Origin of the sequence: Sphingomonas sp. DG1-23, from assembly GCF_030730875.1 — a bacterium.
Classification (GTDB): domain Bacteria; phylum Pseudomonadota; class Alphaproteobacteria; order Sphingomonadales; family Sphingomonadaceae; genus Sphingomonas.
Genome location: NZ_JAVAMA010000007.1, coordinates 251,070 through 272,623 on the forward strand (window position 1 = coordinate 251,070; position 21,554 = coordinate 272,623).

Sequence of the window (21,554 nt, forward strand, 5' to 3'; positions counted from 1 at the left end):
CCACTCGTTTCTCCAAGGATTTCCCGCACCTCCCGCACCTCCCGCACCTTCCCGCAGTGGCGGGTTCGGCGGTCGCTCGCGCGCGCGGAATGGAAATAACTAACCTAGGTTCTTCTATACCACGGGAGGAATAACCCCTCCCCTTCAGGGAGGGGATTATTCCCGCGTACGTGTGGGCGTGTGCCCCCGCGCGAGGAGGCCCGCCCGGGACACCTTTTCCCGTACTCCCCGCACTTCCCCGCACCTTGTGGTGCGGGAGTGCGGGAGAGGTGCGGGATCTCAGTCGAGAGTGGCCCATCGACCCACCTCCACATGCTCGCGATCCTCGTGATTCCTGTCCTTGATCATCACGGACCGCAGCGCTCCGGAAGCGAGCCACGTATCGAGCCGCTTCTTGATCACCGACCTGTCCATGGGGTCGTCGACATTCATGTCGAGGACGTACGCGACGATCTTGCCTGCCCAGCCCTTCGAAGAAGAGTGCTTCCGGGTTTCAGCGAGATCCGCGCTCTCGATTGCCTTCTGGATATTGTACAGCTGGCGTGCGGTGGCCCCGCCGAATGCGTTGGGTGCTTGCCACCTTTGAAGCGCGCCTATGCTGTCCTCGGGACCGGTATCGTCACCGTTTCCGAGGCCGACGCTCACGAACTCGTACCAGTCCTGCGCCGCGGCCGGCGGCGCCTTGTTGTTCTTGTCGTCGTAGACGGAGACGTAGCGCTTCCGGTCGCATTCCCGGACGCACAGCTCCTGGGCCACCTCTTTGGACATCTTCTGGAGCACGAGGACCGATCGGACGGCGTTGATCATCGACACTGCTCCGCGAGCGTCGAACGCCGTTGCTTCCGATCCATTCGGTTTGCGGACGTGGTGCGCGAGGCTCACCGCGCAGTCGGCGCGGTGGGCGACCTGCACCCATTCCTTGCTGACGGCGTCGATCGCGCCGTTGTTGTTCTCGTCGACCGAGTGACACGATACGAATGGGTCGACGTCGAGATAGTCGATACGGCGCGCGACGAGCGCCTCGATGGTCGCCTCCACGATCGGGCGCTGGATGATGAAGCCGCCGCGCTCGCCTTCGACGGCCACCTTGAGCTTGGCCATCGCGCCGGTGTCGATGCCGTCCATGAACAGGCGGTCACCGAGATCCGCGGGCGACAGGTTCCAGAGCTTCATGAAGGCGTGGACCGTCTTCTCGATCTCCTCGCGCTCGTCCTCGAGGTTCACCAGCCAGACGCGGTGCGGGCCGTTCCAGACGCGGTGGCCGAAGAAATCCTTGCCGGTGACCATGCAAAGCGCGCGGCCGACCTTGAGCGTCGTCTTTCCGCCGGCTCCGACGCCGATGACCGCAGAGGCCTGCTTGCGCCGGAGCTCGAACCCGTAGAGGAACTGGCGCCGCGGGATGGTCGCAGGGTCGCGCCACGTGAACGGCAACGGATCGAACTGGATCGGGGCGCCGGCCGTGCGCTCGTCCTCGAACGGGGCGCTCTCGGGCCACATGTGGCGCGCGCCGGCTATGGCCGCGCGCACCGCCGCGCCTCCATCCTCGCGCTCGACGTCCTCGAAGTCCCGCGCCACGATCATGCTGCCTTCCGGGGCGGGAGGGCGAGGCGCGCGCCTATCTCGATCGCGGCTGCGGTCGCCGCCTCTATACCGACATTCTTGCGAACGTGGGGGTTGTCGACCAACTCGGGGTCGTCGTCCGCGCAGACGATATATTCTAAGTCGGGACGCAGGTAGTTCCACATCCGCGCCACGGTGAGAAGGTTGCCCGACGAGAAGGTGACCAGCGAGGGATGACCGCCGTTCCGGGTCACCGCCGACATCGTCGAATAGCCCTCGCCGATGCAGAGCGTCCGGGTCAGCTGGTCAGCAGCGATGAGGCAGAACAGGCCATCGGTGCGGCCCCCGCGAAGGAATCGCTTCCTGCCATCAGGCCAGATCCGCTGGACGTTCCAGAGGCGTCCCTCGACGTCGTACATCGGGATCAGCAGTTGCTCGCCAAGTTGGCGGAGCGGGGCGGGATCGAGACGCTTGCGCTCGATGTAGCCGTGATCGGCCTGCGCGGGTCCGGCTGTCTTCCACATCTCGGCTGCGTCGTGCGCGGCTTCGGCCTGCGACCGGTCGCGTTCCTCCAGCCGCCTGGCCTTGGCTGCCGTCCATTCGCGCTGCAGGGCCTCGCGCTCTTCGGCGGTCAGCGTGCGATCGGAATCGACGCGCCACTTCCGCGAGATACCGAGGCGGTAGTTGCCGAATGCACCTGCGGGCCGGTCATCGAGATAGAGGATCGCCCAGCCGTTCTGGCGGCCCTTGCCGTCGCCGTCGCAGCGGAAGCGGATAAGTTCGCCTGACGCGAGGCGCTGCGCGATGGGTTCGACGGGCTTCACGCCCTCGAGCTCCATGGCGTGGATGAAGTCGGAGATCGGCTCCACCGAGATCATGGCTGCCCTCGTTCGCTGGCGATCATCTCGAGCCAGACGGCGGTGAGCGCGTGCACACGCCGGATCAGCGACTCATGTGGGACAAGCTCATGCGCCTCGGTCAGCGCATCGGCCTCGATCTCGATGACCGCGGGCAGAAGAGAGGCGAGGGTGAGGGCGGCTCTCTCGTCGCTCGAGCAGAAGGCGCCGGCATCGGCCCATTTGCCGCCGGCTAGGGCGAGCAGGGGATCTGCGAACCGGCCGCCCCATTCGTGGCACCCGGCGAGGAAGGTCGGCAGATCGATCGCCGCGGCGGTGTTCGCATAGGCCGCCGCGCGGTCCTCGGACTTGCCGAGGACCCGGCCGATATCGCCCCATGTCGCGCCGTCCTCGATGCGGATCGCGGTGAGGATCGCATTCTGCGCCTCGACCGCGCCTGACGCGGTCAATGTGCGCCTGCGTCCGTGGAAGTGCGGCGCGTTCACAGCGTAACTCCGGCACGACAAAGAGTAGGGCAAGGGAGGTGGGGCGGGCGATTGATAACTAGGTGGGCGGCGCCGCGTCGGTGCACGCGCCGGGACCGCTCACCTTGAATGCGAGCTCCAACGGACGGTTGCCCAGAGCGCGTATCTGACCTTGCGAGGGCGCTAATAGGGGCTGCCATTATGCAGCTTTCGCTGCGTCGGGAGATGTAATGACGAGTTCACTGGGTGCGGTGGCGCCCCCGGTTGCCCGCGAAATCTTAATGGCGAGGGGAAGCGACGGTTGACGTTGCCGGTACACAATCTTGCGGATCGTGTTCTCTGCCTCCCCGATTCGCGTCGCGAATTCGAGGACAGACTCAGGTTGGGCCCGGAGATAATCTATAAGCCTCATTCGCTCGATATGCCCTATCAGGGCATGTTGAGCAACGGGGAAATATGCCCAACTGGTCCTCTACCGCGTCATGCCCTCTGCGGGCACAAGCGGGGGATGGTCGGCAACTCCATCGCCTTTCACCGCAAGCGACGCGGGATGTCTCAAACACAATTGGCTGAACGTATCGGCACTACGCTGAACATGCTGGGCAAACTCGAACGCGGTGACCGTACTCTCGACACCAACTGGCTGGAGAAAATTGGGAGGGCCTTGGCCATTGAGCCGCGCGACTTGATCGGGCTACCACCGAGTGAAGGTCGCGCGGTGCTCAAGAACGCGGCGTATGAGGTCGCTGCCGAACAGGCGGAGACGCGTTCCATCGGCAGTGGTGAGGTCGTTGAGATCGCGCGCCTAGATCTGTCGCTGCCGATGGGCCCAGGCGCCACAGTCGACGACTTCATCGAAAGCGAACCGCTCAAGTTCGATCTGGGCTATGTCCGCAGCTTTACCCGTACGCCGCCACATCGCCTCCGCCTGGCCGGCGGGGCAGGGGACAGCATGTTCCCAACCCTTGTCCCTAACGATCTGGTCTGGATCGACACGACGCAGAACCAGTTGCTCCACGCCGATCGGATATATGCGGCGTCAATCAACGGCGGGGCTGCGATCAAGCGGCTGCGGCCCATCGCCGGCGGCCGGCGCATGCTCGTGATCTCCGACAACAAGATGGTTGAGCCGTACGAGGTTGATGCGGACGAAGTCGTGATCTGGGGCCGGGTTATTCGGTTTGCGAGGGATATTTGAGCTCGCGGCGCGACACGGCGTCTTGCGGAGTGTGCTAAAGCGACGCGGCGTAGTATAGGATGGTAGCGGTGATGCAGGGTTTTCTCGGGCCCACCCCACAGACGGATGAGGATTGGCAAGCTAAGATTTACGAGGCCTTGGACCTCTTTAGTCCGGGTGCGCCGATCGACGAGGCGGGGCTCCTTGCCGGTCGCAAGAGCCAGATCGATAAGCTATTGGACGCCGTGCTTCAGCGAGGCCAGCACGCGATCCTTTACGGGGAGCGCGGAGTAGGAAAGTCCTCTCTAGCCAACGTTTTCGCTACGAAGCTCTTCGGCCCGACGCGCTATATACAAATCATCCACGTTAACTGCCATCCTCAGGACGACTTCGACGCTATCTGGCGCAAAGTGTTCCGCAGACTAGAGGCCGAAGATGCATCGATCACCGATCGCTACGAACGCCAGATAATGCCGGATGACGTAGTTATAGAGATGTCAAAATTCGCTTTGGTCTCTACTCCGATCATTATTTTGGACGAGTTCGACAAGATTGACGACAACAATGCACGTGTTGCCGTCGCCAATACAATCAAGAATTTATCTGACAGATCGGTCAAGGCGACAATTATATTAGTAGGCGTGGCTGATTCGGCTGAGCGCTTGGTGGCGGATCATGAGTCGGTCACACGCTGCCTTCGGCATGTCCCTATGCACCGCATGTTCTCGTCTGAACTCCGTGAGATTATCGAGACCCGTCTCGCGCAATTAGGGATGGCCATTCAGCCCGACGCCCTAGCACTGATTGTCGCGATGTCTCGCGGGCTCCCCCATTACGCTCACCTTGTTGGCCAGCAATCCGCTAGAGTCGCTTTGGAGAAGAAAAAACTTGTTGTTGATCTCAGCCACATCGATGAAGCAATGCCCGGTAGCGTAGGGCAGATAGATCAGATTATCCGTCGCCAATACCACCAAGCTACAATAAGTCCGCGCAAAGGGAACATCTATAAAGAAGTGCTACTCGCAGCAGCTCTTTCTCCGATTGATGATCTTGGTTATTTTGCTCCGGCGGACTTACAATCGCCATTAGCAGAGATCCTAGGTGTGCCGGAAACGAAGGTGTCGTTATTCGGCCAACATCTAAAAAACCTGTGCGAGGGAGACCACGGCAGAATTTTAGAGCAAGTTGGGGTGGCTCGAAAATATCGATACCGATTTAGTGAACCCATGATGCAGCCATTTATAGTCATGAACGCCTTGGCCGGCGGCACCATAAGCCGTGAGCGCATCACGGCGTTGTCAGTAAGTCACTACGAGCCGCGGTTCTCTAGCGAGTATTGATGCCTCTGCCGGACCAGAGTCTCGCGGTCGTCGGGGCCGACTATCCCAACAAGCAGGGACCGGGCCGCCGCTTCGAGCTGAACATCTGCCGTCCCGGCGAGCCAATAGAGTTGCGGCCTGAGCCCAAGAACCCAAAGGACGAAAATGCCGTCGCTGTGTACAGCGCGCGCGGTGTCCAACTCGGCTATCTGACAGCCGAACGCGCGCCTTGGATTGGTGGGATGCTTAAGCAGGGCAGGGAGGTACGCGCCATCTTCCAGCGGCAAACCGGCTTCGGCGCGTGGATCCGCATCGCATTCGACGGCGAGGCTCCGGTGCTACCGCAGCCTAAGACGGAGAACTGGGAGTCCGATTTCTGCGTAGATCCGGACCCTGGGATCTGGGGTGCATAGATAATGCCCTAAGTGGGCACTGTCATTTATTGACATATGCCCCTATAGGGCATAATGCTTCATGTCCGCATTCCGCGGCAGGAGGTAAGCCCATGGCTACCAATATCGCATTCGTTGACGAAGGCTGCACCGACGCTCCGGCCAGCAAAACGCCGGCTTCCCCTACGAAAATCTGGATCTGCGTAGCGGGCAAGGAGGCGCCTGACTGGATTGTAGAACGCATGACGACCGGCGAGGTCGCTCCAAACGGCAGTTTCGAGATCGAAGCGTCGGACGGGTGGCTAATTGTGGAGCCGGGCTTTGCTGTCTTCGAGGCGGCCGAGCGCGTGTTCGCGTGCCCGCCGCGCCAAGTGCAGGAGAAGCTCGCCGCGGCCGCCGGAGAAACCAATCCCGTAGTTTCCGAGCTCATCGAGAAGACCAGGGCGATGCGCGAGCAGCGGAACGGTCGCCGCGGCGACAGAAACGCTCCCCTGGCCAAGGCGGCGGGCGAAAAGGCCCTCAAGCTCAAGCCGATGATCGGCTCGCCTCCGTCTCCACAGTTTGCCTTGGTGGAGCATCTGCAGGTCGACGACACCTATCAACGCTCGATCGAGGGCGGCGCATCACAAAAGCTCATCGTCAAGATCGCAGAGAACTGGGACTGGAGGCTTTGCTTGCCTCTGATCGTGTCGCGCCGACAAGGTCGACTCTATGTAATCGATGGCCAGCATCGACTCGAGGCAGCGAGGCTACGAGGCGACATTCGCGACATTCCGGTGGTGGTCTTCGACTTCGACGATCCCCGCGGCGAAGCGGAACTATTCGTTGCCGCTAACCGAAGCCGGCGGGCAATGAGTAAGCTGGACGATTTCCACGCCGCGATCGTCGCCGGTGACGCGAAGGCCAGTGCGATCAATGAGGTCGTGGTGGAAGCCGGCCTGGTCGTCGGCCGGATTGCGGCTTGGCAGTACTGGAAGCCGGGGGAGGTGGTCTTCGTCACCGCCATCCAACGCACCCTGCACACGATGGGCAAGGCGACCGTTGCGCGTTCGCTCAAGATGATCGCCCGAGCTTTCGACGGTCTGGTGCTCGTCGGCGTGGGCTCTGTCTTCGAAGCGCTCTGCACTCTGATCCGCGAACGGGATCAGTCGGACAGTCCTATCGACGATGTCCTGATGGAGGCCGTTCTCGCTGAGGTCGGCATCCCCGGTTGGAAGGAAGCGATCGATGGCTCCGAAAGCGGTCAGGAGCGCATGGAGCGCATGCTGCGCGCGATGGCGGAAGCCTATGCGGAAGCGGAGGCACAGTGATGCTTCACCAGCACACCTCGTTCTTCGGTCAAACGGAGAAAATGCTGGCCTGGGCGTTGCACGCGGCTGGCCAGACCGATCGGCAAATCGCCGACGCGAACCGCACCTCGGTCAATAACATCATGGCGTGGCGGAATGAGGAGGGCCTGCCCGAGAACCTGTCTCCCGAGGCGAGGGCGCGCGCCGAGGAAGACCAATACTCCCCACCGGTTCGGCGCGATACCCCCTCGCGCGCCCAACTAGTCGCGGCACGTGCTGCTTCCAACCCCCGGGCAGCAGCGCCGCGGCTGACAACCCCGGCCGAAGCTCAAGCGGCGTTTGTCGCTCCGGTCCAGCCGGAAGGCGATAATGCGCTGGAGATCGGCCTGCACATGGATGCCAAGGTCTTCGTCGACCTCGAGGAGTTGCTTACCACGCGTCTGCTCATTCAGGGCAATAGCGGCAGCGGCAAGACGCACCTGCTCCGACGGCTCCTCGAGGAATGCGCGGGTATAGTTCAGCAGGTCATCATCGATCCCGAGGGCGACTTTGCCAGCTTCGGTGATGCGTTCGGACACACGATCCTAGACGCCAACACTCTGACGACTGCGCGACTAGCGACGATCGCTGGCAAGGTCCGCCAGCATCGCGGCTCCGTAGTGTTGACGCTCGAAGGAATGGAGATCGAACCGCAGATGCAGGCGCTGACCGCCTTCCTCAACGCGCTGTTCGAGGAAGGTCCCCAGCATTGGCATCCAGCAATTGTCGCTGTCGACGAGGCGCATCTGTTCGCTCCCGCCGGAGACAACGGCGAGGATCGGGAAACGCGCAAGCAGAGCCAGCAGGCGATGGCGAACCTGATGTGCCGTGGTCGCAAGCGCGGCCTCGCCGGTATCATCGCGACTCAACGTCTATCGAAGCTGCATAAGAACGTGGCGGCGGAGGCCAGCAATTACCTGCTAGGTCGCACCTTCCTTGACATCGACATTCAACGGGCAGCGGAACTGCTCGGTCTTCGTGGGTCGGATGCCGAGCAAGTGCGCAGCCTCGTCCGGGGCGAGTTCCTTGGCCTTGGCCCCGCGATCGCGCGACGGATGCTCAAAGTGAAGGTCGGTAGCGTCATGACGCAGGGCAAGGCGGGGCCGCCCAAGGGCATCACCCCGCTCCCATCGATCGGGGCTGCTGAAATGCAGAGTCTGATGCTCGCCGATGATGATGCCGAGCTCGAGACCATCACAGGTCCGGTGCTGAGGGTCGTGAAATGACACGTCAGGCTGCAGCAGCAAGCAATAAGCGATGCACGCCGGAGCTGCTCGCAATGATTGTCGAGCTTCTTCCAACCGTGGGAAGTCTGCGCGACTTGTGCGCTCTGACCGGGCTCAGACTCGACACCGTTCGGCGTGAGACCGCTCCATTCTTGGCGATCATGAAGCTCAACGGGACGCATCCAAAATGCGGATGCGGGAAGGATCGGTTCCACCCGTACGGCTGCGCCGATAGCTACGCGAAGAGTTGGCCTAGCGACTGCCTGCCGGGTCACACGCGGGAGGAAACTGTCGTCCTCCTCGAGCGCCGCAGGATCGCAATCGAAATGCTGGTCGCTGGCGATCGGCTGGTCGATGTCGATTGCGCTCTCGGCATGTCGAAAGGGGGCGCCAAGAATTACCTGCGCTTTCTCACTCCCGAACAACACCTCGAACGAGAGCGCCGGATCTGCGCGACTGCCAGCACTACCAACATCGAACTCAGGAAAGCAGCATGATCAGAACAGAATCCGCCCAAGGGCCATTTCGGATCAGTAAGGCCGGCCCCGCCCGGCCCCGGCGTGAACACTCTACTTTCGAGGCAGCGGAAGCCGAAGCCCGTCGGCTCTCTCAGGTGAACCCAAGCGACACTTTCATCATCGCGCGAGAAGTGGCGCGCGTTTACCCATGCAATGCTCGCAGTCGGCGCACCTGATGACCTGCTCGACCTGCATTCACTTCCTCAGCCGGGGCGTCACCGACGCCTCGGCTGACCCGAGGCACCCGCGTCGGGAACCGGGCGAGGGCACATGCCGCCGCTACCCGCCACGCCTGCAAAGCGTGACGTGGAGCGAGCACGGCGTCGATGCCTTCTCCGCCTTCCCAACTGTCCACCAGAACCAAGCCTGCGGCGAGTTCAGCGCCGCGCTGTCGCTGTAGGAGATCGACCCATGATGGGTGTCTACGACTTCTCGCGCGGATGGGTGCCATTCAGCGCAATCGCCCGCGCCACCATTCGCCCGGGAAAGCACGGTGGCGAGGCAATGGACCTAAGGCTCCACGACGGCACCAGGCTCGAAGAATTTGGACCGGCGCGGGAGGGCTTCGAGCGCCTGCCAGTTCAGCTCGTGCCTGCCGAACCCGGCTGGCAGCTATGCCGGATCTGGTTCGGAGAAGGGGATGAGGGCCCGGGCGTCGGCTTCTCGCCAATTATCGCGTGGGCGCAGTGCGTCGACGGCGAGATGCGGCCGGTCACACCTTGCGGTGTCAACGACGGGGGCGACGACCCAGAGCGCGGCATCTACGTTCGAACGCCGGACGGTCGAATTGAGCCGGCTTCATCCTGGGGAGACGGCCGCCTCTTCGAACATGCCGGCGAGTTCCTCGAACATTATGTCGCGGAGCGGGAAGCCCAGCTTCGGGAGGCGTCGGCCAATGCCTGACCCAGCTCACACCTGCGCCACCTGCGTCTGGTGGAAGCGTGCCGCGCCGAAGTTGGCGAACGCGCTCCGAGATCCATCGGCATCGCAGCGGGTCGGCACCTGCCACCTCAACCCGCCCGTCGTCGTGCAGGGCAATTCCGCCTTTCCGGTGACGTTGTTTCCTGAGACGCATGAGTCGCGCTTCTGCGGGTATTGGTGCGATCTTGAGGCTGGAGGGCCTGACGGCGGCGAGCGGACCGTGGTTCCGTTCACGCCGCGAGAGGCGGCATGATCCGGCGATACGACCTGAGGCCCGATGCAGTGCCTCGGTCAGGACGGCGGAGCGATGTCGTGCGTCTGCGCGTACTCGGCCGCGGCCTGACGAACGAAGCGGTTGAGATACCCGGTGTCGCTCACCGCCTTCCAGTGGATGCTGTCAGGGGTGCCCCGGACCGGCTGGATGAGGAAGAAGCCGACATCGCTGGTCTCGCCGGAGCGAATGGCGAGATTTTTTGCCCTGTTCCGAATGAGGCTTTCCAGCCGCATGTAGGATACGATGCGTCGCTTCGGATTGAGCCAATCATCCGCCGCGGCGTCAATCTCCTTGGTATCGGGGATGTCGTCGGGGGTGTTCTCCTCGAGCATTTTCTGGTTCATTCGCATCAGCGCGGGGAGGATCTGACCTGTAGAGAATGGGTCGAGTTCGGCGACATCCTCGTTGAAGCCGGGAACCTCGGTCCGCATCATCAGCGCGCGCCCTGCAGCGATGGCTACCGAGTACGCTGTGAGAAGGCGGCCCATCGCGGGGGCAACGCTCTGGGCCGACGGGATATGGAGGTTCGACGCGTCCTTCAGGATATTGATGGTCGCCACCATCTCGGTGACGAACGCCCGGAGGCGAAGCCCGCCATCCGCCGGGAGCAGCGCTTCGGGCGACTGGATGATTTCGGTCAGGTACGCGATCAGGCTGCCGATCTGGAGGTTCTCGATACCCAGGCGGACATCGGTGATGCCCTTGGCACTGAGGCTTTCAGCGTAAGCTTCCGCGACGAGCTGAAGCATCGATCCAACTTCCCCGACATCGGGGCTGTCGGTGAAACCGATGGTCACCTTCAGAACGTCCTGCGATCCGCCGGCTACGGCCAACTATGCCTCCCCCGCCAAATACCTCCTGATATCATGATGTGGTCGCCTTTGATGGTAAAGGTGAGATCGGATAATTTCGAACTTGATTGGCGAGCGGACGTCGACCATTTGACATCACGGTGTGTCAGTCTTCTCGAAGTCGCCCAGCACCTTGCCATCCGTGGTCGGCCAAAGGTTGCGGTACTTGAGTGGCGTTTCCGTAAGGGAGAAGATTTTCTCGAGCGTCGGTCGAAGTTTTTTCGCTTCCTCGGGAGCCTGACCGGCATCGGCTTGTACGGCATGCAGCGATGCGTCGAGTTTCTCGGTGAGGTTCGGAAGCCAATAGGTCATGAGACTAAGCAAGCGTTGTGCTTGCGCGTCACGAACGGGGGTGGTGCCTCGGATCGTGTCGAATGTGTGTATCGCCTGCTTCAACGTCAGGATTCCGGCATCGAGATGCTCGACTGGCGCGTTGGCCGCGAAGCGGGCGGTCGAGCCCACGGAATAGATCGCGTCGGCAAGCAAAAGCCGATCATTTCTCCTCGATCGCCGGTCGAGAAATATGGTTCCTCCCACCGCGAGGCCAGTGCCGAGCGCGCCCCCGAAGAATCCAAGCAGGTCGCCCGGATCCTGGATGCCGCGGGTGACCAGCCATATGCACGTGCCGCATACCGCAAGCGTCGATCCCAAGATCGAGGCAGCTATCGTGTCCTCTCTGGACAGCATGATTTCCCCCGTCGCGCCCTCCTGGCCCGTGAGGCGATACCTGACGAACAAATAGGATGTCTGCAATGCTCGCTCTGATGGCGGCGCTTTCGCTTGCCCCAAGCCAACCCTTCACCTGCACTGTCACCCGGGTCCACGACGGCGACGGTCCGATCTGGTGCGCCGAGGGTCCGAAGGTCCGCATCGCAGGCGTCCAGGCGCCGGACTTTGAGAGCGCCGAGCCGTGCCGCCAGAAAAGCGCCGGCTACGTTTGCAACGATGTCCGCGCCCGTGCCAGTCAGCGTGTCGTGTCCGGTCTCGCCCTGCACCGCCGCCTCCGCTGCACGCCGCTTGAGCCGAGCTATCAGCGCGTCGTTGCTCGATGCTCGTTGCCTGACGGACGCGATCTCTCCTGCGCGACGATCGCTGCCGGCGCAGCGACTCGCTGGGATCGATACTGGCGCCGCTATCGGATGGGAGAATGCCGGTGACCGAGACCGAAAGCTTCGTTCGGCTTCCGCTGGTGGTGAAGCGCACCGGCCTGTCGCGCGCGACGATCTATCGAAAGATGGCGCGAGGGGAGTTCCCGAAAAGCCAGCGGATTAGCGCAAACGCGATAGCTTGGTACGAGAGCGACCTGCAGCGGTGGCTAAGGTCGCCGATGTGTTGGGAGGGGGCGGCGTGAGAGGACTCCCGTTGTCCCGATCAATTGATTAGACTGTTTCGGGAGCAGTTTGCGAGGAGCAAACGATGGCTTGGTACGCAGTGAGCTATGATCTTCGGAAGGAAGATCGCTCTGAAGCACGGAGTCGAGTTGGTGGCGCTTTATGCACCGCCATGGACCGGTGTATTCCACTGCATTCATTCTGGATTGCCCAGGCCCCGCTAACTTCCCTAGCGGTGATCACCGTCGCACAAAGCAATGCTACATAACGAACGAGGCGGCTCTCGCCGCCTCCTTCCCACTCAAACCTGAGTGCCGCCATCACCTTTGATCATGTTGATCACTCCTCGCTACTCGCCTTGGCTATCACCAGGGGTAAGGTTGTCAATTCCGTATTTTCCGCCCCATTCTCCGTATGGGGCTTCTTTTTCCACCATATAAGAACTCCTTGGTGTGGCAAAAGATACCCAGGAATCTTAAAGATTTTCGCCGTTGGGTGCCTCAAATCCGACGGAATATGCTCAAGCATCTGACGATGGACTGAACGGGCAAATGTGACACGGCGCGCGTCTCCAGCGCGATCGAACACGGTGATGCGGACCCCGTCTGCCGGATAGAGGGTCTGAAGCAGTTCGGAATCCTCGACCTCCTTCGCCATCACGTAAGTGGCCGAAAAGGTGCAAGATTCGCCGCGGTTTAGTGACACCTCACCTGCAGCGTAACGCACCGCCGTGTTTTCGTTGGCGCGCATGGCGACGCGGAAGTTCGCCTCCGCGTTAACTAGATCCAGAACGACGGATTCGCCGCCCTTGCGAACATCGATGCTTGTGACTTTGACACGGTCCTTGAGCTTCGGATGCACCGGATTGGGAAGGGCCAGCGCAACCGGCCAGCATATTGTATCGGTGCTGACATTCCGCATCGTGAATTCCATAATGGCTTCCACAAGAACGCAATCCAGCTCATCACCCCCGGCGGGACAGAATTTGTCGTCCATAAGCGTATAGGTAACGGTAAAACCTTGCCGCATCAGGGAGCTATTCAGAACTAAGTTATTAGCTTCGTCCAACAATTCCTTAGGGAGGTCACGTCGAAGGACTGCCTGGAACACGTTTTTTGTGACTCGCTCGATACGTGCGTCCCAAGTGGCTTCCGCCTCCTGACTGAGTTGCGCTTCAAAAAGCGACCACACGACGAGCGAGACGATCAGGGCGAAGCCAACCTCGTGCGTGCCTACATGCATTAACCCGGTAGGGAACACGTACTTCGATAAAAGCAGAAGAAGCGAAGCCGCGAGCACAAGCAGAATGATGCGAGTCAGATAGCCCTTTTTCATATATTCCCATCCCCTTGGTGATGCATGGCATCGTGCCTTTGATTCTGCAAGATAAGGGTTTGGGGAGGGTGTGAGGCGTTTGAACGCCAAATCGAACGCAGGCCAAACTGCGGAGAAACGGACGTAATGTCCGCGACGCAGCATTCGCCCTAAAGCCGCAAATTGCAGAGTTATTTTAAAAGCGATGCTTGCTCTTTTTTCGAACGCTTGACTCAAATTAAAATTGAGCGCGAAATTATTTGGCTCGCGGGGGAAATGCGAGTCGCTCTGGGGGAGCATGACATGCTGAGGGCTACTTTGGTCGCCGCTTTGCTTTGCGCGGTGCCTACTACTGCTTTTGCTGGTGACAAGCTCGTCGTGCAGCCGGTTCAGGTCGGGCCGGAGCAGGTTCGCTACAACCGCGGTGACGCGATGGTCACCTTGGACACGCCAACCGGCTCTGTGCAGATTCAGCCCTTGCCATTCGACCATGGTGGCATGGCCTTCGGTATCGCAGTTTTCAACGCAGGAGCTGGGGCGACGAACTTCGACATCTCCAACGTGACCATCACCGTCGATGGCGCGCCGGTGCAGATCTACTCGCGGCATGACCTCGAGAAGAAGGCGAAGAACAGGGCGATGTGGAAAGGCATCCTCGTAGGCCTTGCCGGGGGTCTCTCGGCCGTTGCGGCAGCAAACCAGCGCGACACCTATACCGCGACGACCTACGGTCGCTACGGGACCTATCGCACCGTGATCGACACGCCGAGCTCGGCAGGCCAGGTGCAGGCCGCCGCCATTACTGCAGGCACGGCCTACGGTCTCGTGACGATACGGAATCAACTCGATCAGACCTTGGCGATGCTGGGCGAGCAGACCGTCCAGCTCACCACCATCGATCCTGGCGACAGCTATGCTGGCCGCCTGGTGCTCGCGAAAGTGAAATTCAACAAGAAGGCGGTGCCGGTGGTTCGGATGAATGTGAACCTTGGTGGAGTAGACTACCCATTTGGCTTTCGTGTCGTGAGAAACGGAACGCCGGCGCCTGTATTCGTGCCTGTCGCAGCTCCGGCAGTTCCTGCTGCAGAGCCCACCGCTTCGGTGGCAACACCGGGTCCGGTACTCGTTGCAGATCGGCCCTGAGAAAAGGGCAATGACCGGGGCTGGTAATCAGGGTGTAGGGCCTGCCCGTGCATCCTTTAGCTTTCGCTTGGACATCCGATGCCGGACCCCGGTCGACGCCGATAGGCGGGGAAGCCGAGCTTCCCCGCCTAAATGGCTGATCCATAATGGTTGCTGAATGACTCCGTTTTAACGCACGGACCGCGACGACACCTCCACCACGGTATCCTCGTCGGACACGTTCTGGATATAGAGCGTGAACGTGCCCGAGGAGTCGGCGTCGATGAAGGCTTCCGTCCACGCGGTGGAGTCGGTGTCCTCGTGGAGCGTCCGACCGACGGGGCTGATCAGGCGATAGTCCACATCGGCGTCGCTCTTGAAGCCTTCCGCGTGGACGAAGAAATCCCCCGCTGCGGAGATGCGATAGGCAAGCGTGCTGTGCGCGGGGACCTTGACGAGATCCCCCGCGATTGCGGGAGTGGCCACGGCGGCGAAGGCAACGGTGGCGAGAGCGAGTGCGATCTTCTTCATGGCATAGTTCCTACACTAGGGGTTGCTAGGCAAATTAGCTTCCGTGGACTTGGCCGTTACCAGCGGCCCTGTTCACTCACTTGGTTTGCCATGCATTAACTGTCAAAAAGCTGAACGGTTCACCGCTCCAAAAAAACATTTCGTCGCAATTTGTCGCAAAAGGCGGCCTCAACCCAAGTCCCGATGAAGGGCGGTCCCTGTATTCAACAAGTTAGGAGGGAACGTTTAGTACGATGACCTCGAAAATTATTTTTTTGATCGCCAAAAAACATCAATCCACGAAGTGCCACGCAGCTGCGAAGGTAAATAACCAATCGATCGAGCGTGCTGCGCCAAGACGTGGGGCGCGCCGACTAACAGGCTCGATCGTCCCAAGCGACCAACTCATTCGCCGGCACCAACCCTTTCATCGTCTCGTCCGCCCACCAGCGCGCCAGCTCCCAGCGTCGCGGCATATGCCGGGCGCGGTTGTACGCCATCTCTGCGGCCGAGATGCCGCGTGGCTTGTGGGAAAGCATCGCGTCGATGACTGCGCGGTCGCCCTCGCGATCGAGCAGTGTCGCGCGCTCGTTCATGATCGTCGAGAAGCTGGTCCGCCATCCGTGCGGCACGTGGCGGTCGCGATAGCCGCATTCGTTGTAGCGATAGCCGAGGGTGTTCGCGCTCATTGGCTTGTGGGTCGAGCGGACGCTGTGGAACAGGTAGGGGAAGCGGCCTGATAGCCGGCGCACGGCGCGGAGAACGTCGACTGCCTGCGGCACTAGCGGCACGATGTGCTCGAATGCGTCGTCCGCCTTGTTGTCCTGCTCAAGCTTCATGCGCTCGGCACGGATGCGCCAGGCGGGCTCCTCTGCGTCGCCGGCACCGCTCGGATCGTTCCAGTCTATCCCCTCGAACTCTTCCCAGCGCGCAGTAGGGATCAGGCCGGGCCTGACGAAGGTGAGCCCGAGCAGCCGCGAAGCAAGCTTGGTGAGGTCGCATCCAGTCGAGGCATCGACTGTCGCGTGCAACTCGCGGATCTCCTCGATGCTGCCGAGCCCGGGCTGGCTGCCGCCAACGGGTGTCGGCAGCATCGCCTTGAGCAGATGCTGGCCTGCAGGGTCGGCGAAGCACAGGCCTTCCGCCATGCCGTAGCCGAAGACGGCCGAGATATGCTGTCGGATGCGCTTGGCGCTGTCGATCGCGCCACGCTTCTCGATCTTGCGGAGCAATGCCAGGACGGTCGGGCCATCGATGTCGACAAGCGGAAGAGCCCCGATCTCAGGGTAGACGTCGCGCTTCAGGGCCTGCGCGATCTTGGTGGCGTTCACTCTTGCCCAGCGGCCGAGCTGGGCGGCGTACCATCGCTCAGCCACGACCTTGAACGTCGCGCCGGCAGCTGAATGTGCAGCCGCTTTCCGCTTCCGCTCCTCGATCAGCGGATCCTTGTGCTCTCGGAGCAACTTCTTCGCGTCGTCGCGCCTGTCGCGGGCGTCCTTGAGCGTGACGTCGGGATAGAGCCCCATCACCAGCCGCTTTTCCCTGCCGGCAAAGCGGTACTTGAGCCGCCACGACTTGGCGCCCTTGGTGGTCACGAAAAGGTAGAGGCCGCCCGAGTCGGAGAGCTTGTAATCCTTCTCTCCCGGCGCGGCTTTTTTGCACTGAATGTCCGTCAGCGGCATCGATGCCCCCATCTGAATTTTCGGTGCCCCCGGCAGCGTCCCCACGCGATTTGAGATGGCGGGTGGCCGGCTGAGACGCCTTGATTCGAGGGCTTGGAGGAGCTTCCGCGGCTCTGGCAACCCGTTGAGACGGGGCGATATGCGGAGAGATGAGAGGTTGGTGGGTCCGATGGGATTCGAACCCATGACCTCTCGATTAAAAGTCGCTTGCTCTACCGACTGAGCTACGGACCCACGCTGCCGCCCCCTAGGCGCGGCTGCCCGGCGGGTCAACCGGAGGATGGGAACCCTTTGCGCTCCGAATGCCTTGTCGGGCGAGGAGGAAGCGCATGTGCGGATAGCGACCTATAATGTGAATGGCGTCAATGGCCGACTGCCGGTGCTGCTGCGCTGGCTCGCCGAGAGCGCCCCCGACGTGGTATGCCTGCAGGAACTCAAGGCGCCGGACGAGAAATTTCCCGGAAAGGCGATTCGCGACGCCGGCTATGGCGCGATCTGGCATGGCCAGAAGAGCTGGAACGGCGTGGCGATCCTCGCCAAGGGTTGCGATCCGGTCGAGACCCGGCGCGGGCTCCCCGGCGATCCCGACGACAGCCACAGCCGCTATATCGAGGCGGCGGTGAACGGCGTACTGGTTGGCGGGCTCTATTTGCCCAACGGCAATCCGCGGCCGGGACCGAAATTCGACTATAAGTTGCGCTGGTTCGATCGGCTGATCGCGCACGCCGCGACACTGATCGGCATGGATGTGCCGGTGGTGATCGCGGGCGACTATAACGTGATGCCCACCGATCGCGACGTCTACAAGCCCGAGCGCTGGCGCGACGACGCCCTGTTCGCGCCCGAGGTGAAGGCGGCGTATTTCAGGATGCTCGATCAGGGCTGGACCGATGCGCTGCGCACCATGCATCCCGACGAGACGATCTACACCTTCTGGGACTATTTCCGGAACGCGTATGGCCGCAATGCCGGACTGCGGATCGATCACCTGCTGCTCAACGCGCCTGCCGCGAAGAAGCTCGAGGCGGCAGAGGTCGACGCGCATGTCCGCGGCTGGGAGAAGACCAGCGACCACGCGCCGGTGTGGGTCGAGCTGGGGTGAGCCGTCCGGTGGCGCTAGACGGCCGCTATTTCGTCGTGCGTGGTCGGCTGTGGCGGAGGTAGATCATGATTTATCGCAGCCGCATCGCCGGATGGCATGGCATCGAGCGTGGTCGCGCATGCTGCCGTCAAACGGGCGCCTGCCTCGACGTCTGCGACCATGTTGTCGGCGAAGCAATCATCAAAACGATTTGAGAATCTTGAAGTTTACCTTCGGGCTCTCGTCGTTGGTGTCGTAGCGCGGGCCGCTCAGCGGCACCGCGAGTTCGAGATTTGCACCGAACGTTCGAGTCAGATCGGCACGAACGCCGCCGCCTGCGGACGCCAGTGCGCCGCCGCCGAAGCCACCGTCGTGATTGGTGACCTTGCCGCCGTCCACGAAGACGTAGAGCTGCGCGCGCCGCGCGGCGCCGAACGGATTTTGCCAGAGATAGCGGAACTCGGCCATTCCCATCACGCCTTGATCGCCGCTGCGCTCGAACCAGTCATAGCCGCGCAGGAAGCCGGTGCCGCCGAGCCCGACCTCCTCGGCGACCAGCAGGGGTTGCGACGACAATTGGCTCAGCATCGCGAGCCGGATGCTCAGATCGCCGCCGAGATCGGTCGACCAGTCGGTCCATGCGCTGAGGCTGGTGAAGCTGCCATCGGCGTCGCGGCGGGAGGCGAGGGGATCGCCCGCCTGCGTCGCGCCGAGGACGTCGAGCCCTTGCGACAATGTCGTGCTGACCCGCAGCCGCCCGCCCGCGAGATCGGTGTAGCCGTAGAGCGTGCCGCGCGCAGCCACCACGCGATCGTCGCGCACCTGCCGGCCGTTGCGCCACTGAAGCAGGTTGCGGATGCCGAGTTCGCCCTCGAACCACAGGCTCGCGTTGCGGCGGCGCCAGAGCGGCTGCAGCAAGGTGGCGCCGACATACCAGCTGCGGCTGCGGATCCCGAGCGGATTGAGATAGGCGCCCGGATCGGCGACCGAACCGCTGGCGCTCACTGCCAGCTCGGTGCCGTCCCGGCTGATCCGCTTCTCGTAGCGCACCCGGGCGAATCGCAGTTCGCCCGGTTCGAACGCAGTGCCCGACCAGGTGAGCGACATGGAGTCGTCCGACGCGAACAGGGCGTTGAAGTCGACCTGCAGCGACAACTGCTCCGGCCCGAGCGGCCTTGTGCCTTCATTGGTGAGCGTCGCCCGGCCGGCGACGCGGTTGCGCGTCACCTTGACGAGGAGAATGCCCTTGCCCTGCTCGCGCAGGAAACGGCTGCTGTGGATGCGCACGCCGTCGATGTCGCCGGCGATGAGCAGACGGCGTTCGAGCTCGCCGATCCGCACCGGCGCGCCGTTCGTCAGCGGCGCGAGCGCGGCGCGTACCGCGGGCTGCTCGTCGCCGTCGAAGCGGATCTCATCGACGCGTCCTTCCTCGACGTCGATGGTCAGCACGCCGTTCTGAAGCTGCTGTGCGCCGATCCAGGCCGAGGCGAAAACCAGCCCGCGCGATCGCGCGCGCTCGGCGATCGCGTTGGCGAGCGCGGCGAGTTCGACGGGGGACAGGCTCCGGCCGACGCGCGTGGCGAGAATATCGGCGAAATCGCCGGGCGCGAGGTTCTGCAAGCCGCGCAGCACGATCGCGCCGACAAGAATGGCGCGAGTCGACTCCGTGACGGTCGCGGGGGCCTCGACATCGACCCGCACGCCGGGGCGGGGGCGCGCATTTTCCTCGGGCGCGCGGTCTTCCCTCGCCACCGGCGGCTGCACGCGATCGAGCGCATCCTGCCCGTAAGCCGCGGCTCCGAACGGTAGCGTAACGAATAGGGGAAGTGCGGGCAGAGCCGCGCGTGCCATATACAATCGAGGGTCCTTCACGACCCGCATAGCGGAGGACCCGTTACGAATTTCTCAAGAGATCAAGGTGTTAACCAGCAGCGGCAACCCGGGCTTAAACGTCTTCCGAATATAGGCGAGCCTGTAGAAAAGGGCCCCGACCATGAACCGCTTTGCCAAATTTGCCGTGTGCGCGTTGCTGATCTCCGTCAGTCCCGCCGCGATGGCGCAGAGCGCTGGCTGGACCGTCAGCGAGGCTGCCGGAAACGTCACTGTCCAGGACAGCAGCGGCAATCGCCAGGCGCGCCGCGGCACGGTAATCGCTGAGGGAGCGACCTTGTCCACCGGGCCGGGCGGGCGCGCCGTCGTGGTACGCGGCAAGGATTTCATGACGGTCAATGCGAATAGCCGTGTTCGCATTCCGGCCGCGGTCGCGGAGAAGCGCGGCATGTTCGACGTGTTGCAGGAATGGGGCAACGCGCTCTTCCAGATCGAGAAGAAGCCGAACCCACATTTCGGTGTCCGCACGCCCTATCTTGCCGCGGTGGTGAAGGGCACGACCTTCTCGATCACAGTGACCGAGCAGGGCACCTCGCTGCAGGTGGTCGAAGGCGCGGTCGAAACCTCGACCAGCGACGGCGGCGCTCGCGAATTGATCCGGCCGGGGGTGGTCGCGATAGTCTCCGCGGGCGATCGGTATCGTCTCACCGTCCAGGGGCAGGACACCCGGACAATCGATTCCCCGCAACGCGGCGCCCCCGACGCGCCTGCCCCGACGCCGGAAACGCCGGCGGCGCCCGCGCCGGGCCAGACCGGAGCTGCGGACGATGGCACGACCGCGCCGGCACCTGTGGACCTTGTCCGACCGTCCGAGGTGGCTGAGGTGCAGATGATCGACACTCCGATCTCGGCCAGCGCGGCCGATCTCGGCAAGGTCACCGATGGTCTGGTGGGCGGCTCGACCGGCGTGCAGCTGGCGGCCGTCGAGGCCGCTGCGGTCCGTATGCCCGCTGCCGAGGTTCGCGGCGGCGAAGCCGGCGATAAGGGCAATGGTTCGGGCGCCGGCAACGCGGCCGGGAACGGCAACGACAATTCCGGCAGTGGCAACAGCAATGCCGGCGGGACCGGCAACGACAATTCGGGCAGCGGCAAGGGCAATGCCGGCGGCGGCAACAGCAACGCCGGTGGCAACGGCAATGCCGGCGGCGGCAACAACAATGCCGGCGGCAACGGGAACGGCAATGCCGGCGGGACCGGCAACGACAATTCGGGCAGCGGCAACAGCAACGCTGGCGGCAACGGGAACGGCAATGCCGGCGGGACCGGCAATGACAATTCAGGCGGCGGCAACAGCAACGCCGGTGGCAACGGGAACGGCAATGCCGGCGGGACCGGCAACGACAATTCGGGCAGCGGCAACAGCAACGCCGGTGGCAACGGCAATGGCAATGCCGGCGGGACCGGCAACGACAATTCGGGCAGCGGCAACAGCAACGCCGGCGGCAACGGGAACGGCAACGCGGGCGGGAACGGGAACGGCAATTCGGGCGGCGGCAACAGTAATGCCGGCGGCAACGGAAACGGCAATGCCAGCGGGACCGGCAACGACAATTCGGGCAGCGGCAACAGCAACGCCGGCGGCAACGGGAACGGCAACGCGGGCGGGACCGGCAACGACAATTCGGGCAGCGGCAACAGTAATGCCGGCGGCAACGGAAACGGCAATGCCGGCGGGACCGGCAACGACAATTCGGGCAGCGGCAACAGCAACGCCGGCGGCAACGGGAATGGCAACGC

General features: G+C 62.7%; 23 protein-coding genes and 1 tRNA gene. 14 read left to right on the forward strand and 10 right to left on the reverse strand.

Features of this window, described 5'->3' with window-relative positions:
* Positions 1 to 279 precede the first annotated feature (279 nt).
* Genes Q9Q95_RS13375 through Q9Q95_RS13385 form a run of 3 tightly spaced genes read right to left on the reverse strand, consistent with a single transcriptional unit; the run spans position 280 to position 2,866 of the window.
* Positions 280 to 1,581 (reverse strand): AAA family ATPase, encoded by a 1,302-nt coding sequence (locus Q9Q95_RS13375; RefSeq protein ID WP_306097628.1) that lies wholly within the window; start codon positions 1,579 to 1,581, stop codon positions 280 to 282.
* Positions 1,578 to 2,438, reverse strand: coding sequence for a hypothetical protein (locus tag Q9Q95_RS13380; protein ID WP_306097629.1), 861 nt, complete (start codon positions 2,436 to 2,438; stop codon positions 1,578 to 1,580). The genes Q9Q95_RS13375 and Q9Q95_RS13380 overlap by 4 nt, the downstream gene beginning before the upstream one ends.
* Positions 2,435 to 2,866 (reverse strand): hypothetical protein, encoded by a 432-nt coding sequence (locus Q9Q95_RS13385; protein WP_306097630.1) that lies wholly within the window; start codon positions 2,864 to 2,866, stop codon positions 2,435 to 2,437. The genes Q9Q95_RS13380 and Q9Q95_RS13385 overlap by 4 nt, the downstream gene beginning before the upstream one ends.
* Positions 2,867 to 3,389: 523 nt before the next feature.
* Between Q9Q95_RS13385 and Q9Q95_RS13390 the strand changes: the two genes are divergently transcribed.
* The 8 genes from Q9Q95_RS13390 to Q9Q95_RS13425 all read left to right on the forward strand — a co-directional run bounded on the left by Q9Q95_RS13390 (position 3,390) and on the right by Q9Q95_RS13425 (position 9,744).
* Positions 3,390 to 4,079, forward strand: coding sequence for a S24 family peptidase (locus Q9Q95_RS13390; protein WP_306097631.1), 690 nt, complete (start codon positions 3,390 to 3,392; stop codon positions 4,077 to 4,079).
* Positions 4,080 to 4,150: 71 nt separating this feature from the next.
* Positions 4,151 to 5,398, forward strand: coding sequence for an AAA family ATPase (locus Q9Q95_RS13395; RefSeq protein ID WP_306097632.1), 1,248 nt, complete (start codon positions 4,151 to 4,153; stop codon positions 5,396 to 5,398).
* Positions 5,398 to 5,790: an HIRAN domain-containing protein gene (locus Q9Q95_RS13400; RefSeq protein ID WP_306097633.1), complete on the forward strand. Its 393-nt coding sequence runs from the start codon at positions 5,398 to 5,400 to the stop codon at positions 5,788 to 5,790. Before Q9Q95_RS13395 ends, Q9Q95_RS13400 begins: the two co-directional genes overlap by 1 nt.
* A 92-nt stretch (positions 5,791 to 5,882) precedes the next feature.
* Positions 5,883 to 7,079: a ParB/RepB/Spo0J family partition protein gene (locus Q9Q95_RS13405; protein WP_306097634.1), complete on the forward strand. Its 1,197-nt coding sequence runs from the start codon at positions 5,883 to 5,885 to the stop codon at positions 7,077 to 7,079.
* Entirely contained in the window at positions 7,079 to 8,323 is a 1,245-nt protein-coding gene (locus Q9Q95_RS13410; RefSeq protein WP_306097635.1) for a helicase HerA domain-containing protein, read from the forward strand. Before Q9Q95_RS13405 ends, Q9Q95_RS13410 begins: the two co-directional genes overlap by 1 nt.
* The gene (locus tag Q9Q95_RS13415) at positions 8,320 to 8,820 is read left to right on the forward strand and encodes a hypothetical protein (RefSeq protein WP_306097636.1); all 501 of its coding nucleotides are present in this window, start codon (positions 8,320 to 8,322) and stop codon (positions 8,818 to 8,820) included. Before Q9Q95_RS13410 ends, Q9Q95_RS13415 begins: the two co-directional genes overlap by 4 nt.
* A gap of 196 nt (positions 8,821 to 9,016) precedes the next feature.
* On the forward strand, positions 9,017 to 9,241 hold the full coding sequence (locus Q9Q95_RS13420; protein WP_306097637.1) for a hypothetical protein: 225 nt from the start codon (positions 9,017 to 9,019) through the stop codon (positions 9,239 to 9,241).
* A gap of 11 nt (positions 9,242 to 9,252) precedes the next feature.
* Positions 9,253 to 9,744, forward strand: a complete 492-nt coding sequence (locus Q9Q95_RS13425) for a hypothetical protein (RefSeq protein ID WP_306097638.1) — start codon at positions 9,253 to 9,255, stop codon at positions 9,742 to 9,744.
* A gap of 309 nt (positions 9,745 to 10,053) precedes the next feature.
* On the opposite strand, the gene Q9Q95_RS13430 is transcribed toward Q9Q95_RS13425, so the two are convergent.
* Both Q9Q95_RS13430 and Q9Q95_RS13435 read right to left on the reverse strand, forming a co-directional pair.
* Positions 10,054 to 10,869 (reverse strand): hypothetical protein, encoded by an 816-nt coding sequence (locus Q9Q95_RS13430; protein ID WP_306097639.1) that lies wholly within the window; start codon positions 10,867 to 10,869, stop codon positions 10,054 to 10,056.
* A gap of 114 nt (positions 10,870 to 10,983) precedes the next feature.
* Positions 10,984 to 11,640: a hypothetical protein gene (locus Q9Q95_RS13435; RefSeq protein ID WP_306097640.1), complete on the reverse strand. Its 657-nt coding sequence runs from the start codon at positions 11,638 to 11,640 to the stop codon at positions 10,984 to 10,986.
* Between Q9Q95_RS13435 and Q9Q95_RS13440 the strand changes: the two genes are divergently transcribed.
* Positions 11,640 to 12,044 (forward strand): thermonuclease family protein, encoded by a 405-nt coding sequence (locus Q9Q95_RS13440; protein ID WP_306097641.1) that lies wholly within the window; start codon positions 11,640 to 11,642, stop codon positions 12,042 to 12,044. The genes Q9Q95_RS13435 and Q9Q95_RS13440 overlap by 1 nt on opposite strands.
* Positions 12,041 to 12,238, forward strand: a complete 198-nt coding sequence (locus Q9Q95_RS13445; protein WP_306097642.1) for an AlpA family transcriptional regulator — start codon at positions 12,041 to 12,043, stop codon at positions 12,236 to 12,238. The genes Q9Q95_RS13440 and Q9Q95_RS13445 overlap by 4 nt, the downstream gene beginning before the upstream one ends.
* 319 nt (positions 12,239 to 12,557) lie before the next feature.
* On the opposite strand, the gene Q9Q95_RS13450 is transcribed toward Q9Q95_RS13445, so the two are convergent.
* Positions 12,558 to 13,553, reverse strand: a complete 996-nt coding sequence (locus Q9Q95_RS13450; RefSeq protein ID WP_306097643.1) for a hypothetical protein — start codon at positions 13,551 to 13,553, stop codon at positions 12,558 to 12,560.
* Between the two features lie 162 nt (positions 13,554 to 13,715).
* On the opposite strand from Q9Q95_RS13450, the gene Q9Q95_RS13455 reads away from it, so the two are divergent.
* On the forward strand, positions 13,716 to 14,675 hold the full coding sequence (locus Q9Q95_RS13455; protein WP_306097644.1) for a hypothetical protein: 960 nt from the start codon (positions 13,716 to 13,718) through the stop codon (positions 14,673 to 14,675).
* 168 nt (positions 14,676 to 14,843) lie between these two features.
* Here Q9Q95_RS13455 and Q9Q95_RS13460 read toward each other — a convergent pair whose 3' ends face one another.
* From Q9Q95_RS13460 to Q9Q95_RS13470, 3 genes are all read right to left on the reverse strand, one after another.
* Positions 14,844 to 15,185, reverse strand: a complete 342-nt coding sequence (locus tag Q9Q95_RS13460) for a hypothetical protein (RefSeq protein WP_306097645.1) — start codon at positions 15,183 to 15,185, stop codon at positions 14,844 to 14,846.
* A gap of 353 nt (positions 15,186 to 15,538) precedes the next feature.
* The gene (locus Q9Q95_RS13465; protein ID WP_306097646.1) at positions 15,539 to 16,846 is read right to left on the reverse strand and encodes an integrase arm-type DNA-binding domain-containing protein; all 1,308 of its coding nucleotides are present in this window, start codon (positions 16,844 to 16,846) and stop codon (positions 15,539 to 15,541) included.
* 158 nt (positions 16,847 to 17,004) lie between these two features.
* Positions 17,005 to 17,080 (reverse strand) — tRNA-Lys (locus tag Q9Q95_RS13470).
* Between the two features lie 97 nt (positions 17,081 to 17,177).
* Between Q9Q95_RS13470 and xth the strand changes: the two genes are divergently transcribed.
* The gene (gene xth / locus Q9Q95_RS13475; RefSeq protein ID WP_306097647.1) at positions 17,178 to 17,948 is read left to right on the forward strand and encodes an exodeoxyribonuclease III; all 771 of its coding nucleotides are present in this window, start codon (positions 17,178 to 17,180) and stop codon (positions 17,946 to 17,948) included.
* A 65-nt stretch (positions 17,949 to 18,013) separates the two neighbouring features.
* Complete coding sequence (locus Q9Q95_RS13480) at positions 18,014 to 18,142, forward strand: hypothetical protein (protein WP_306097648.1); 129 nt, start codon at positions 18,014 to 18,016, stop codon at positions 18,140 to 18,142.
* Here Q9Q95_RS13480 and Q9Q95_RS13485 read toward each other — a convergent pair.
* On the reverse strand, positions 18,129 to 19,778 hold the full coding sequence (locus Q9Q95_RS13485) for a ShlB/FhaC/HecB family hemolysin secretion/activation protein (protein WP_306097649.1): 1,650 nt from the start codon (positions 19,776 to 19,778) through the stop codon (positions 18,129 to 18,131). The two genes, Q9Q95_RS13480 and Q9Q95_RS13485, sit on opposite strands and share 14 nt — an antisense overlap.
* Before the next feature lie 142 nt (positions 19,779 to 19,920).
* Here Q9Q95_RS13485 and Q9Q95_RS13490 point away from each other — a divergent pair.
* The coding region (locus tag Q9Q95_RS13490) for a FecR family protein (protein ID WP_306097650.1) at positions 19,921 to 21,554 on the forward strand (1,634 nt) is incomplete at its 3' end.